This is a genomic window from Novosphingobium taihuense (assembly GCF_007830315.1).
GTDB classification, from domain to species: Bacteria; Pseudomonadota; Alphaproteobacteria; order Sphingomonadales; family Sphingomonadaceae; genus Novosphingobium; species Novosphingobium taihuense.
Genome location: NZ_VLKJ01000027.1, coordinates 1 through 14310, shown reverse-complemented (window position 1 = coordinate 14310; position 14310 = coordinate 1). Strand labels below are relative to the sequence as shown.

Here is a 14310-nt window from a genome sequence, read left to right as displayed (position 1 = left end):
CACTCGCTAAGGACAGGCGGATTGTGGTAATACCGATTGACGGACCAGTTTCGGTCTGTCAAGTTCCCTGAATTGGTATTACCAGAAAGTTTGTATGGCAACTGGCAAGTCCCACGACCGGCTCTATCAGGATCTCGCCCGCTCGCTGCTTGGTGAACTGGCGAGTGGTCGCTATCCGGTGGGCAGCCGCCTGCCGGCCGAGCGGGATCTTGCCCTGCGCTACGAGGTGAGCCGGCCGACGGTGCGCGAGGCGATCATTGCGCTGGAAGTGCAGGGGCTGGTCGAAGTGAAGATCGGCTCGGGCGCTTACGTGAAGCGCCTTCCGGGCGAGAACGACCGCCCCGGCTTCAACGTGACCGCGTTCGAGCTGACCGAGGCGCGGCTGCTGTTCGAAGGTGAAGCGGCGGCGCTGGCGGCGACGCAGATGACCGACGAGGACCTGGCCGAGATCGAGCAGCTGGTCCAGCAGATTGCCGAGGAGAACCAGAACCCCAACGGCACCGAGAGCGCCGATCGCGAGTTCCACCTCGCCATCGCCCGGGCAACGCGCAACGTGGCGGTCTACAACACCGTGGCGCAGCTGTGGGACCTGCGCGGCACTTCGCCCGAGGCTGCGCTGCTGCATGAAAAGGCCCGCCACGCCAACATCAAGCCAGTGGTCGAGGAGCACACCGCGATCCTCGATGCGCTGCGCGCGCGCGATCCCAACGCCGCCCGCGCCGCCATGCGCGCCCACCTCTCCGCCGTCCTCGACGGCCTCCTCTTCGCAACCGAAGAACGCCTCCTCGCCGAAGCACGAAGAGCAACGCAAGCCAAACGAGAACGATACGCCAAAGCTACCGCATAAGCGGTGGAAACAGTCGGGAAGCACTGGGCGCCGTTCGCGCGCCGGGTGCGCAGCTTTGGCCGGATGACAATTCGGAGAGCATAAATGACAGCACCTTACCCGGACCTTGACCCGGATCAGGTCTATGACCTGCTGGTCATCGGTGGCGGCATCAACGGAGTGGGAATTGCTCGCGATGCAGCGGGGCGTGGGCTTCGCGTCCTGTTGGTCGAGAGGGACGATCTCGCTTCGCATACCTCCTCGGCCAGCACGAAGCTCATTCACGGCGGGCTGCGCTACCTGGAATACTACGAGTTCCGGCTCGTTCGGGAATCGCTGCAGGAGCGCGAGCGGCTGATCCATATCGCACCGCACATCAGCTGGCCGCTGCGCTTCGTTCTGCCGCAACCCAAGGGCGGCCGGCCAGGGTGGATGATCCGTATCGGACTGTGGCTCTATGACCATATCGCAGGACGGCACAGCCTGCCCGGATCGCACGGGGTGAACCTGCATGAGCCGCGTTGGGGCGAGGGGCTCAAGCCGGGCCTGTCCAAGGGATTCGTGTATTCGGATGCGTGGGTCGATGACGCGCGTCTTGTCGTTCTCAATGCCATCGACGCTGCGACGCGCGGCGCCACGATCCTTACTGGTACGGCAGTGACCGCCGCAGAACCTCTGGGCGATGTCTGGGAGGTAGTACTGGAGCCCAATGCCGATGCGCCGAAGCCCGCCATTGCTGTGCCTTCCACAGTGCGGGCGCGCGCGGTCGTCAATGCAGCGGGTCCTTGGGTGGCGAGCATGCTGGGCTCGCTTTCCGGGGCCAAGCGCGATGGCGGGATCAAGCTGGTCAAGGGCAGCCATATCGTCGTCCCGCAGATTTATCCTGGCGACCATGCCTTCATCCTGCAGCAGGACGATGGACGGATTGTCTTCACGATCCCCTACGAGGGCCGGTTCACCCTGGTGGGAACCACAGATGTTGCCGTTGGCGAAGAGGAGCGTGCCCGCCCCAAGATCAGCGCTGAAGAGATCGATTACCTCTGTGCCGCGTCCAACAGGTATTTCGAGCGGCAGATAGCGCCGGACCAAGTGATCTGGACCTATTCGGGAGTCCGGCCGCTGTTCGATGACGGGCAGGAGGATGCCAAGGCGGTTACGCGCGATTATGTGCTGAAGCTGGGCCGGAATCAGGTGCCGCAACTTCTGAGCGTATTCGGCGGCAAGCTGACGACCTATCGGCGTCTTGCCGAGCATGCGCTTGATGACCTCAAGCCTTGGCTTGCCGGATCGGGACCGGCCTGGACCGATACCTCACCGCTCCCGGGAGGTGATCTTGGTGCTGGAGGCTTTGATGGCTTTCTCGAGAGGGCCCGTGCGCGCTGGCCGTTCGTGCCGGAACAGACGCTGGAGCGCATGGCGCACGCCTATGGCACACGCATTGCCATGATTCTCGGGGACGTCCAGGGCTGGCAGGACCTTGGCACTGATTTTGGAGGCGGGCTGACAGAGGCCGAGGTCCGCTATCTGCAAGCCCACGAATGGGCGCGCTGTGCCGAAGACGTTCTTTGGCGGCGTAGCAAGCTGGGTCTGACCGCCGCTCCGGATATGGCCGAAAAGCTGGCGCATTGGTTCAAGGCGACCGTCTGAAAAGGTTTGGGGGATTTTGGAATGGGTGACCTCGTACTGGCGATAGACCAAGGCACAACCTCGACGCGTGCCCTGGTGTTCGACGCATCGCGGCGCGTGGTGGCAAGCGCGCAGCGCGAATTTGCGCAACACTATCCGGCTGATGGCTGGGTAGAGCATGATGCCGAGGAGATCTGGAGAGATACCTTGCAGACATCGCGCGACGCCATGGCCAAGGCGGACCTTTCTCCTGCTGGCATTGCGGCAATCGGCATCACCAACCAGCGCGAGACCGTGGTCCTATGGGACCGGGCGACGGGCGAAACGCTGCACAACGCGATCGTCTGGCAGGATCGGCGGACTGCATCGGTCTGTGCCGGGCTTAAGGCCGACGGGCATCAGGCGTTCGTGCACGAGCGAACCGGTCTTCTGCTCGATCCCTATTTCTCGGCCACGAAGATCGCATGGCTGCTTGATACGATCCCCGGAGCGCGTGAACGCGCCGAAAGGGGCGAACTGGCCGTAGGAACGATTGACACTTTCCTGCTCTGGCGATTGACGGAAGGCCGCAGTCACAAGACCGACGTCACCAATGCCAGCCGCACCCTGCTGTTCGATATCGTTCAGCAGCGCTGGTGCCCGGAACTGCTGAAGCTGTTCCGTGTCCCGGCCGCGCTTCTGCCCGAAGTCTGCGCGAGTGCCGATCACTTTGGCACGACAAATCTGCTTGGTGGCAACATCGCGATTTGCGGAATTGCGGGCGATCAGCAGGCTGCTCTGGTCGGACAATCCTGTTTTGCGCAAGGTCAGGCCAAGATCACTTATGGCACAGGTGGCTTCATGCTGCTCAACACAGGCGAAACCATCGCCCGTTCACGCAGCCGCCTGCTCAGCACGATAGCCTACCGCATCGATAGTGTGACCCATTACGCGGTCGAAGGCTCTCTTTTCGTGGCTGGCGCTGCGATCAAGTGGCTGCGCGACGGTCTGGGAATCATTCTGGAGGCGCGGCAAACGCAGGAGATGGCCGCGCGGCTGCCTGACAACGGCGGGGTTTATATGGTTCCGGCGTTCGTGGGCCTTGGTGCACCGCATTGGTGTACGGAGGCGCGCGGTATGCTCGCAGGACTTACCTTCGATACGAGCGCAGCCCATATTGCGCGAGCCGCGCTGGAATCGGTTGCCTTCCAGACGGCGGATCTGGTTGCTGCGATGGAGGGTGATGGAGCAGGGGCACTTGCGGCTCTGCGCGTTGACGGCGGCATGGCCGCGAACGACTGGTTCTGTCAGTTCCTCGCCGACATTCTGGACATTGTTGTCGAGAGGCCGGCCAATCTGGAAACGACGGCTTTGGGCGCCGCGATGCTTGCCGCTCATCACAGCGGCGCGTGGGCTGGCGTGCTTGATAACGGAATCGGCGCAGCAGGCCTGAAGAGGTTTGAGCCAGCGATGGATAGTGAGCAGCGCGTCCGCCTGACCCAGGAATGGCGGGGTGCAATTCGCCGGGCGATGTTGTCATAAATGGCTGGCTATGCCATTTGGTAAGGCCAATATATCGATTGCAGTGCGATATATTGGCGGGTGCGCCCATAGGCAATGAGTTCATTTTCGAAACAATGGTTCTAGACAGCGTCGGACATTTCGAGAAATCTGACCAAAATCATGCGCTATCTGTAAAGCCAGTCTTGCATCTGGCTAGGCCATTTGGTAATAGACCTCGCAATTGGCGGATAACGGTCCGCGCAGGAGGAGGGGTTACATGAAGTGCTTCCGTAATTCGTTTGGCGTCAGCGCGATGGCGATCGCGATCGCCTTTGGTGCGCAGGCTGCATCGGCGCAGGCCGCAGCGGAAGAAGCCGCTCCTGCCGATACCGGCGAAATTATCGTCACCGCCCAGAAGCGTGCGGAAAACGTGCAGAACGTGCCGCTGGCCGTGTCCGTGGTCGGCCCGACGCAGTTGGCTGCTGCCGGCGTGCGTGACTTCGGCGATCTCGGCAAGATCTCGCCCTCGCTGACGATCCGTCCGGCCGAGCATCCCGTTAACGCCAACGTCTCGTTGCGCGGCGTCGGCACTTTCGCTTTCGGGATCGGCGTTGAGCCGAGCGTTGCCGTGCTGGTCGACGAAGTGCCGCTGGCCTTCCAGGCCCGCGCCTTTAGCGACTTGCCCGATATCGAGCGCATTGAAGTCCTTCGTGGTCCGCAATCGACGCTCTATGGCAAGGCCGCGTCGGCCGGCCTTATCAACCTCATCACCCGCAATCCGACCGACGAACTGAAGATCCGCGCCAACGCCACGGTCACCACCGATAGCGAATATGGCGCCAACTTCAGCGTTTCGGGCCCGATCAGCGATACCTTGGGCTTCGTGGTCTCTGGCGCCTACTCCAAGTGGGATGGCAACGCGCGCAACCTGTTCAATGGCAAGAAGGTTAGTGGCCGCGAATCCGGCAGCGTTCGCACCAAGCTGCGTTGGGAACCTTCGGCGGACGCCAGCGTGACGCTCTCGCTCAACTACATGAGTGGCAACACCACGGTTGGCCGCCCCTATATCCGTATGAGCCCGAACCTGCGCTTCCGCGGTACTGGCCAGCCGATGTCGGTGGTCCTGCCGGGCGTTACGCCGGGGCCCGAAAACATCAACATCAGCAACAACTTTGATACCCGGACCAACTACGAAGGCGGTGGAGGCAACCTGCGTGGCGAATTCACGCTGGGTGATCACACGCTGGTTTCGATCACTTCGTACGACAGCTTCGAGCTGAACGACTTCTTCGATTCTGACGAGACTTCATCGAGCCTCGCTTCGGAAAACAACATCCAGACGGGCACCTTCCGTTCGAACCTGTTCACGCAGGAAGTGCGCCTGCTTTCGGATGGATCGAAGCCGTTCCGCTATACTCTTGGTGCTTACTACGCCAATGTCGACTTCGAGCGTCCGTTCTATCGTGGCCCGGCGTTCTCGTTGGCCAACTGGTTCGCCACTTCGAAGTCCAGCCAGATCGCCGCGTTCGTGCAGACTGACTGGCAGTTCCTGCCGCAGGCTACTCTGACCGGCGGTGCGCGCATCCAGAACGAGCGCATCGGCTATACCTTCAAGGATATCCAGAACGGCAATGCGCAGTTTGCGGGCAATGCACAGGACACGGCTGCAACCTACCGCGTCAGCCTGCGCTATGAGTTCACGCCGACGATCAGCGCCTTTGCCACCTACTCGACCGGCTACAAGGGTCAGACCTACGACCTGACCACCGGTTTCAACGCAAACCGCGCAAATGCCGGCCCGATCAAGCCCGAAACCTCGCGCGACATCGAATTCGGTCTGCGCACCCAGTTCTTCGATCGCAAGCTGACCTTCAACGTCACCTACTTCGACACGACCTACAAGAACCTCCAGGCACAATCGATCGAGGTGCTGCCCGACCTCACCACCAACTTCCGCCTGACGAACGTCGGCAAGCTGGGCACCAAGGGTGTGGAAATCGATGCCGGCTTCCGTCCGAGCGACCTGTTCAACCTGAACACGTCAATCGCGATCCTCGATGCCAAGTACCTCGATTTCAAGGCCGCGCAGTGCTACCCGAACCAGCAGGCTGCACAGGGCTGCGACCGCACGAAATCGCCCGCCTCGCAGGACCTGACCGGCGAACGCGCCGTCCAGGCACCGAAGCTGAAGTTCAACGTGACCGGCGAAGTGACGCCTTCGCTGACCGAGAACATCCGCGGCTTGATCCAGGCGAACGTCCAGTACACCGGCAGCGTGTTCTACGTGGCCCGCGATCCGCAGACCTTCCAGAAGGAATACACGATCGTGAACCTTTCGGTCGGCGCGCGTGACGAGAACCGCAAGTGGGAAGTGGCGGCCTTCGTCAACAACCTGTTCGACGTGCAGTACTACCCCTCGCTGATCAACAACTCCGGCGTGTGGGGCGGTGGCAGCAACATCGCCACCTCGGCAATTCTCCCTCGTGATTTCCGCCGCTATGGCGGGGTTCGGGCCAGCCTGAACTTCTGATCACGGATGGCCGGGCGGGATGACCGCCCGGCCATTTTTCTTGAACGACTGCAGCTGGATATGGACTGCAAAAGCAGACGTTCCTGCGGAAAACATCATAACTCGCAGCAGGAGAGAGCATGCGCGTGAAAAGGATTGATCGAGCATTTCTCGCCCCGCTGCTGGCGGGCGTTTTTGCTTTTGCGACACAGGCGTACGGGGCTGACTCGGTGTTCACCACCCTGCCGCTTGCCACCGTAGAGACGGCGCCCCTGCTGGTATCGGCCGACATGCGCGATGGCATGGACCTTTCGGGCGAGTGGAACTGGTCGATCGATCCTTACCGTTCGGGCATTGCCGGTTTCCATGGCGAAGCGCCCAATCGGACCGAACAGCGCTGGCTCGACATTGATGTGCGCAAGGCGCTGGCGCAGGACAATCGCGAGCTGTTCGAGTTCGATCTCGACCATGATCGCAAGGTCAGGCTCCCGGGATCGTGGCTGGCCGCTTCGCCCGAGATGCGGCACTATCAGGGGCTGGTGTGGTATCGCCGCCATTTCGATAGCCCGGCAGGGCGCAAGGGCCGCTATTTCCTGCGCTTCGGGGCATCGAACTACGCCACCGTCGTCTTCGTTAACGGCCAGCCGGTCGGGCGGCACGAGGGTGGCTTCACGCCCTTTGCCTTCGATGTGACCAGGCTACTCCGAGATGGCGATAACCAGATCACCATCGGCGTAGATTCCGCCGCCACCGCCGCGACAGTCCCGCCACCGGTCACCGACTGGGAGAACTATGGTGGCGTAACGCGCGACGTGAAACTCGTCCACGCCAGCGACACTTATGTCGATAGCGCATGGGTGCGCCTGACGGCCGAGGGCAAGATCGCGGTTGATGCCCACCTTGATGGTCCAGCGGCGGCGAACCAGCCAGTGCAACTCAAGGTTGCCGGCCTGCCGTTTGACCTCAAAGGCCGCACCGACGCGAAAGGCAACTGGCGGGCAACTGCCACGGCCCCACGCGCGCTGATACGCTGGACGCCGGAAAGCCCCAAGCTTTACGATGTGACGGTGGCAGCGGGCGAGGACACCTGGCGTGACCGGATCGGCTTCCGCACGATCGAGCGAAGGGGCGCGGACATATTGCTCAATGGCAAGCCGGTGTTCCTGCGCGGCATCTCGATGCACGAGGAGGAGATTTCGGCCAACCCGGCGCGCGTCATCACGCCCGAAAATGCCCGCGCCCTGCTGGGCGAGATCAGGAACGGACTTCACGGCAATTTCGTGCGCCTTTCGCATTATCCCCATTCCGAAGTGATGACTCGCATGGCCGACGAAATGGGCCTGCTGGTGTGGAGCGAGGTGCCGGTTTACTGGATGGTGGCGTGGTCCAACCCGTCAACGCTGGCGACGGCGCGCAACATGCTGGCCGAGAACATCCTGCGTGATCGCAACCGTGCCTCGGTGGTAATCTGGAGCGTTGCCAATGAAACCCCCGTCAGCGATGCACGCAATACCTTCCTGCGCACGCTGATCGGTGACGTGCGGCGGCTCGATCCCAGTCGCCTCGTCAGCGCCGCCCTGCTGGTTGAGCGCGACAAGGCCGCTGCGGTGCCGACGATGACCATGGCCGATCCGCTGGCTGATGATCTCGATATCGTATCGATCAACACCTACAACGGATGGTACACGCCCGACCGGCTGGCTGACTTGCCGAAAAGCGTGTGGAACCTGCCGGCAGACAAGCCGCTGATCTTTTCGGAATTCGGCGCCGATGCCAAAGCAGGTTTCCATAGCCCAGACGGGATGCAGAAGTTCTCGGAAGAATATCAGGCCGAGTTCTACCGCAAGACGCTAGAAATGGCCGATCGCGTGCCGACCCTGCGCGGGATTTCGCCGTGGATCCTCAAGGATTTTCGTTCGCCTCGCCGGCAGAACCCGGACTTCCAGATGGGCTTCAATCGCAAGGGCCTGATTTCCGAAACGGGCCACCGCAAGCAAGCGTTCAGCGTGTTGGCGGAATACTTCGCCCGCAAAGCCGGAGAGCCGAAGAAGTGAAGCGATTCCTTGCCGTAATGCTGAGTCTTGCTGCAACGCCGACGCTGGCGGCACCGGGCGATTGGGTCACAGGCGTGCTGCCCGTGGCAACGCCGCCTGCTGTGGCCGGCGTTGACTTGCCCGTAACCCTGCCGCGCGCCAACCCGGCGCATGAGGCGTGGGCACAGCAAACGCCAGACCAGCGCCTCGTATATAATGTCAGCAAGCCTCAACTGATCGTCTGGCCGAGCAGTCTGCCGGCAGATGCCGATGCACCGGCGGTGCTGCTGGTGCCGGGTGGCGGCTTTCAGTTCCTCGCCATGGACAATGAAGGCTTCGATGTTGCCCGCCGGCTCGACAAGCTGGGGCTGCGCGTGTTCATCGTGAAGTATCGCACGCAGCCGGTGCCTGACAGCGTCGATGGATTCAAGGAAGCGCTCACCAACCTGTTCCAGAAAGGGGCGCCGGTCGATTTGACGAACCGTGACTATGCCGTGGCCGATACGCAGGCTGCGATCAGGCTGGTGCGCAAGGAGGCGGCGCGCTGGCACGTAAATCCTGCCAAAGTGGGCATTCTCGGCTTTTCGGCCGGAGCGATGACGACGCTGGCAACAACACAGGCCAATGCGCAGGATGCGCGGCCTGATTTTGTCGGCATGATCTATGGGCCGACCGAGAAGACTGATGTGCCCGTCAATGCCCCGCCGCTGTTCGCAGCAATTGCTGCAGACGACCGCTTCTTCATCAGACAGGATTTCGGACTGTTTCACGCTTGGCGCCAGTCTGGCGCGAAGGTGGAGTTCCACCTCTACAGCGCGGGCGGCCACGGCTTTGCCTCGCAACCCAACGGCACCACGAGCGACGCCTGGTTCGATCAGTACGCGCTCTGGTTGAAGGCCAACGGCATCGCCAGCCGCTGAATTCTGTCTTCTGAATCCACCCTGCCATTTGGCAGTCCCTTACCGGCCCGGATGCTCTGCGCATTCGGGCCGGTTTTTTATGTGGGTCAGACCCGCCAATCGACCACCTTGCGCTGGAGCCCCAGCACCCGCGCTGAACGCGCCGGCAGGGAGGCGCCATTTACGGTGATGGTGCGCTGCTCGCGCTCTGGCACAGCAAACGAGAGGACCGGCGCGGGCGCTGCACCGGGGCCACGCCAAGCGGCCTCAATGTCGATGGTGGTGGCAGAGGTGCGGATGATCGCCTGCCACATCGGCGGCTGTGCGGGATCGGGCCAGCCGTCGCACGCTTCGTCATAGGCCGACCAATCGAGCGAACTCTCGCCCGCTGCCAAAGCAAGCAGCACGGCAGGCTGCGGCGCTGGCGGCGCAAAGCCACCCGGCGCCATGTCGACGAGGTGGGCAGAGCCTTCACGCGCCAGCATGGGCGGCAGGCCTTCGGCGGGGGCGGTCAGATCGTGAATCTTGCCGCCTTCCAGAATCCGGTCGTCACGCAGGTCGATCCAGCGGGCGGGGCCTGGGAGGTAGGCCTGAACCGAGTCGACGCCCTTGTCGAGCGCCGGGGCGACCAGCAGGTTCGGCCCGAGCAGGTAGGTATCGGCGTCGGTCCACGCCTGCGGGTCTTGCGGAAAGTCCAGCCAGAGGGGCCGCGTCACCACATCGTAATGCGCGTGATGCCGCCACAGCAGATCGTGCAGGAGCGGCACCAGCGCGCGGCGAAGGTTCATCATGCCAACGATCGCAGGGGTGGTTTCGGGATACATCCACGGCTCGTTCACCGTGCCATCGCTGTTCCAGCTGTGGATCGAGAAGCGCGGCATGACAATGCCTGCCTGCACCCAGCGCAGCAGCAGCTCCGGTTCGGGCGAAGGACCGGCAAATCCGCCGATGTCGTGCCCAGTGTTGGAAACGCCGGACAGGGCTAGGCCCAGCCCCATCTTCTGGTTGTAGCGCAGGGTCTTCCACGCGGTGAAGTTGTCGCCCGACCAGGTCTGGGCATAGCGCTGCATTCCGGCCATGCCGCTGCGGGTGACGAGATAGGGGCGCTCATCGGGGCGGAAGGCGATCTGCGCCGCGCGGGACGCACGCATCATCAGAAGCGTCTGCACCGGGCGTTCCGCAGCCGCCGGACGAGGTGAGCCGAACCCGGCGAAGCGGGCACTCTTGTCCCAGATCTCGTATTCGTTGTTGTCGTTCCACGTGGCGCGCATGCCGTAGGAGAGCAATTGCGCGGTAACCTGCTCGCGCCACCAGGCGGCGGCATCGGGGTTGGTAAAATCGAGGTAGCTGCCCAGTTCATCCCAGAACAGGCACTCCACCGGCTGGCCGCTTTCGTCGCTCACGAACCACCCCTTGGCCGCCAGTTCAGCATAGCGCGGGTGCGAGAGCAGCAGGGCGGGCTTGATGTTGGGGACCAGTTCCACCCCGGCATCGGCATAGCTTTTGACGAAGCCTGCGATGTCGGGGAACTTGTCATGGTTCCAGTTGAAGACGTAGCGCTTGTCACCGATCGAGGTGTAGCCCGAGGACAGGTGGAACGAAGTGCAGGGAACGCCGTGCTTCTCGAGGCCTGCAAGAAACTCGCCCATCTGCTCCTGCGCGTTGGGCGCATCGGTATAGAGCATGGTGGAGCCCGAATAGCCGACCGACCAGCGCGGCATGAAGGCGGGGCGTCCGGTCAGCCAGGTTAAGCGCCTTGCCACCGCGGCCGCATCAGGCCCGGCGATCATGTAGTAATCAAGATCGCCGCTTTCTGCCCGCATGTAGCGGTAGTGCGGGTGGTAGTTGGAATGTTCGTGCCCGAAGTCGAAGACCGGATCGGCCAGCGTATCGTAGAACACGCCATGCGCCGCGCCCGCGCCGTCGACCACCAACACCCACGGGATCGACTTATACAACGGATCGTCGCTCTGCGCGTCGTAGCCCATGCAGTCGAGATTGGTCAGGCGCAGGCGACGTCCGGCGCGGTCCATGTCACCGCTGCGCTCGCCCAGGCCGTAGTAGCGTTCGCCTGGGCGGCGCTTGACGTAGTGATAGGTCGCATCGTCCCACCAGCCGAAGTTGTAGGCTTGGGTCGGGCGGTCTTCGGATATCAACTGCCAGCCATCCGCTGTTGCCTGATACCAGGAGCAGAGCAGGCCTTCGGCCTGAATTGTCAGCTTCAGGCGCGATGTGGCGATCACGATCTGGTCCGGCGCTTCCTCCAACGTGAATGCCGGGGCGGAAAACCCGCTCGTATCCATGCGCTCGCGGCCCGGCTCGGCAATATCTTCGGCACCGGGCGCAATGGTCCAACTGGGCGGAGAAGTGATCTCGCCATTGGCCAGTAGCAACACGCGCATGACGTCTTCCTCAAGGATGAAGACATGGGCGATCGCGCCGGTATCGGAGGCAAGCATGATGCGCGGCCCTTCGACTTGCGCCACTGTGAAGCGCGGCGGTGCGGAAAGGCGGGCGCGGCGGGGAAGGGGGAGGTCGTTCATCAACTCAGGCTTTCGCGAAAGTTAGGCTGCGGCGCAGGGCAAGGAGCCAGATCGCGCCGATCAGATCAAACAGGCCAAGGCAGGCAAACAGGGGCGCAAAGCCGATCGTGTCGGCAAACTGGCCGATCGCGAGCGAGAACAGCAGTCCGCCGGTCCATCCCGCCATGCCGACCAAACCATTGGCCTTGGCGATGTCACTTTTGGGAAAGACGTCGGCGGACAGGGTGTTGATCAGCACCGAGATCACCTGATGGGCAAAGCCGCCGATGGCGAGCAGGCCGATGGCCGCATAGGGGCTCGCAACGAGGCCGACACAACCGGGCGCGATCATCAGCACGGCGCCGATCCAGATCCCGGCAATGCGCGATCCTTCGAGCGACAGCCCCTTCCAGCGCTGCAGCCACGGCGCGAGATAGCCGCCAAGGATGCCACCCGCGTCTGCCGCAAGGAAGGGCACCCAGGCAAACAGCGCGATCTGCGTGAGGTCCCAGCCGCGCTCCTTGGCGAAATAGAGCGGGACCCAGAAGCTGAAGGTCTGCCATGCCGGTTCGGCGAGGAAACGCGGAACCGCGATGGCCCAATAGCGCGATGATCCGACGATCGAGCGGATCGTTGTGGCGGAGACGGGGACCGGGCGCTGGCCTTCCTGGATTGCTGCCAGTTCTTCGGCGCTGACATAAGCAGCGTCTTGCGGCGAGCGGTACCAGCGATACCACGCTGCGGCGAAGATCAGGCCGATGCCTCCGGTGACGACGAAGGCGGCCTGCCAGCCGTAGTGCTTGGCGAGCAGCGCTGCCATCACAGGCGCGATCACCGCGCCCAGCGCCGTACCGGCGTTGAACCACCCTGTTGCAACCGAGCGCTCGCGATCAGGGAACCACTCGCCGATGGTCTTCATGCCGGCGGGGATGACGGCGGCCTCCGCCATGCCGAGCAGGCCACGGAATGCCGCGAGCGACAGCCACCCGCGCGCAAAGCCATGCGCCATGTTGGCGACGCTCCAGGCGACGGCGAAGAGGGCAAAACCTGCGGTCAAGCCGATCCGGTCGATCAGCATGCCGCCGATTGGCTGCATAACCGTGTAGGCAAGCTGGAAGGCGCCGACGATGTAGGAATACTGTTCTGTGGTGATCTGCAGGTCGAGCTTGAGCTGCGGCGCCAGCGCGCCCAGTGAATTGCGGGCGATGTAGTTCAGGATGGTGCCCACCATCACGAGCGCCAGGATGCGCACTCGCGCCGATTTCCAGTTCATGGCGTTCTCTCCCTGCGGCTGGCTTTACCAGTTCCACATTGTGCCATCTTCTAGTCTTGCGACGGGGAGGTAGGCTGGTTTGTATGGGTATTTGGCGGCGAGATTTTCGTCGATATCGACGCCGTGTCCTGGTGTATCGCCGACGAAGAGTTCGCCCTTTTCGAAGTGGTAGTCGTGGGGGAAGACGGCGTCGGTTTCAGGGGTGTGGCGCATGTATTCCTGGATGCCGAAGTTGGGGACCCAGGTATCGAAGTGGAGCGCGCAGCCCATGGTGACGGGGGAGAGGTCGGTCGCACCGTGGCAGCCGGTGCGGATCTGGTAGAGGCTGGCAAGATCGGCGATGCGGCGCAGATGCGTCAGGCCACCCGCGCCGACGACGGTTGCGCGGATATAGTCGATCAGCTGGTTCTGGATGAGATCCTTGGCATCCCAGATGGTGTTGAAGATCTCGCCCACGGCCAGCGGGGTGACGGTGTGCTGGCGGACCAGCCTGAACGCTTCCTGGTTCTCGGCCGGCGTGCAGTCCTCCAGCCAGAACAGCTGGTAGGGTTCGAGCATCTTGCCAAGGTTGGCCGCCTCCTGCGGGGTGTAGCGGTGGTGGCCGTCATGGAGCAGGTGATGGTCGAAGCCGTAGGTCTTGCGCAGCTCCTCGAACATCTTGGGCACATAGTTCAGCGCCTTGCGCGTGTCCCAGCCCGTCACCGAGGGCAGCGAAGCATCGGCCGGTTCGTAGTAGAGCTTGCCCCGGCCCACGCCATAGGCATCCTTGATGCCGGGCACGCCGGTCTGGGCGCGGATCGCCTTGTAGCCCATGTCGATGTAGTGGCCGACCGCCTCGACCGTCTCGGCGATGTCAGACCCGTTGGCATGGCCATAGACCATGATCCCGTCACGGCTGCGCCCGCCGAGCAACTGGTAGACCGGCATGCCGGCCATCTTGCCCTTGATGTCCCACAGCGCCATGTCGACCGCGGCGATCGCGCGCATGGTCACCGGGCCACGCCGCCAGTAGGCCCCGCGATAGAGATACTGCCAGATGTCCTCTATGCGGCGCGGGTCCATGCCGATGAGGCAGGGGATGACGTGTTCCTCGAGATAGGCGACGACCGAAAGCTCGCGCCCGTTGAGGGTGCCATCGCC

The 14310-nt window shown here is 62.9% G+C and carries 9 protein-coding genes; 6 read left to right on the top strand and 3 right to left on the bottom strand.

Going from position 1 to position 14310, the window contains the following annotated elements:
* Nucleotides 1–94 precede the first annotated feature (94 nt).
* The 6 genes from IQ25_RS20905 (at nucleotide 95) to IQ25_RS20880 (ending at nucleotide 9396) form a co-directional block, all read left to right on the top strand.
* A complete protein-coding gene (locus IQ25_RS20905) occupies nucleotides 95–847 on the top strand; it encodes a FadR/GntR family transcriptional regulator (protein ID WP_144908211.1) in 753 nt (250 codons plus the stop codon).
* A gap of 84 nt (nucleotides 848–931) precedes the next feature.
* The gene (gene glpD, locus IQ25_RS20900; RefSeq protein ID WP_144908210.1) at nucleotides 932–2473 is read left to right on the top strand and encodes a glycerol-3-phosphate dehydrogenase; all 1542 of its coding nucleotides are present in this window, start codon (nucleotides 932–934) and stop codon (nucleotides 2471–2473) included.
* 21 nt (nucleotides 2474–2494) lie between these two features.
* Nucleotides 2495–3973, top strand: a complete 1479-nt coding sequence (gene glpK / locus IQ25_RS20895; RefSeq protein WP_144908209.1) for a glycerol kinase GlpK — start codon at nucleotides 2495–2497, stop codon at nucleotides 3971–3973.
* Between the two features lie 238 nt (nucleotides 3974–4211).
* On the top strand, nucleotides 4212–6464 hold the full coding sequence (locus IQ25_RS20890; RefSeq protein WP_144908208.1) for a TonB-dependent receptor: 2253 nt from the start codon (nucleotides 4212–4214) through the stop codon (nucleotides 6462–6464).
* 125 nt (nucleotides 6465–6589) lie between these two features.
* Complete coding sequence (locus tag IQ25_RS20885; RefSeq protein ID WP_258537090.1) at nucleotides 6590–8497, top strand: glycoside hydrolase family 2 protein; 1908 nt, start codon at nucleotides 6590–6592, stop codon at nucleotides 8495–8497.
* A complete protein-coding gene (locus IQ25_RS20880; RefSeq protein ID WP_220094578.1) occupies nucleotides 8494–9396 on the top strand; it encodes an alpha/beta hydrolase in 903 nt (300 codons plus the stop codon). The genes IQ25_RS20885 and IQ25_RS20880 overlap by 4 nt, the downstream gene beginning before the upstream one ends.
* An 86-nt stretch (nucleotides 9397–9482) precedes the next feature.
* On the opposite strand, the gene IQ25_RS20875 is transcribed toward IQ25_RS20880, so the two are convergent.
* The 3 genes from IQ25_RS20875 to manD form a co-directional block, all read right to left on the bottom strand.
* Nucleotides 9483–11918: a glycoside hydrolase family 31 protein gene (locus IQ25_RS20875; RefSeq protein ID WP_144908206.1), complete on the bottom strand. Its 2436-nt coding sequence runs from the start codon at nucleotides 11916–11918 to the stop codon at nucleotides 9483–9485.
* 4 nt (nucleotides 11919–11922) lie between these two features.
* Complete coding sequence (locus IQ25_RS20870) at nucleotides 11923–13170, bottom strand: MFS transporter (protein ID WP_144908205.1); 1248 nt, start codon at nucleotides 13168–13170, stop codon at nucleotides 11923–11925.
* Nucleotides 13171–13194: 24 nt separating this feature from the next.
* The coding region (manD, locus tag IQ25_RS20865) for a D-mannonate dehydratase ManD (protein ID WP_144908204.1) at nucleotides 13195–14310 on the bottom strand (1116 nt) is incomplete at its 5' end.

Bases quoted from the DNA above. Each gene is read 5' to 3' on its own strand.
- IQ25_RS20905 (WP_144908211.1), top strand. From the start codon at position 95: ATGGCAACTGGCAAGTCCCACGACCGGCTCTATCAGGATCTCGCCCGC.
- glpD (WP_144908210.1), top strand. From the start codon at position 932: ATGACAGCACCTTACCCGGACCTTGACCCGGATCAGGTCTATGACCTG.
- glpK (WP_144908209.1), top strand. From the start codon at position 2,495: ATGGGTGACCTCGTACTGGCGATAGACCAAGGCACAACCTCGACGCGT.
- IQ25_RS20890 (WP_144908208.1), top strand. From the start codon at position 4,212: ATGAAGTGCTTCCGTAATTCGTTTGGCGTCAGCGCGATGGCGATCGCG.
- IQ25_RS20875 (WP_144908206.1), bottom strand. From the start codon at position 11,918: ATGAACGACCTCCCCCTTCCCCGCCGCGCCCGCCTTTCCGCACCGCCG.
- IQ25_RS20870 (WP_144908205.1), bottom strand. From the start codon at position 13,170: ATGAACTGGAAATCGGCGCGAGTGCGCATCCTGGCGCTCGTGATGGTG.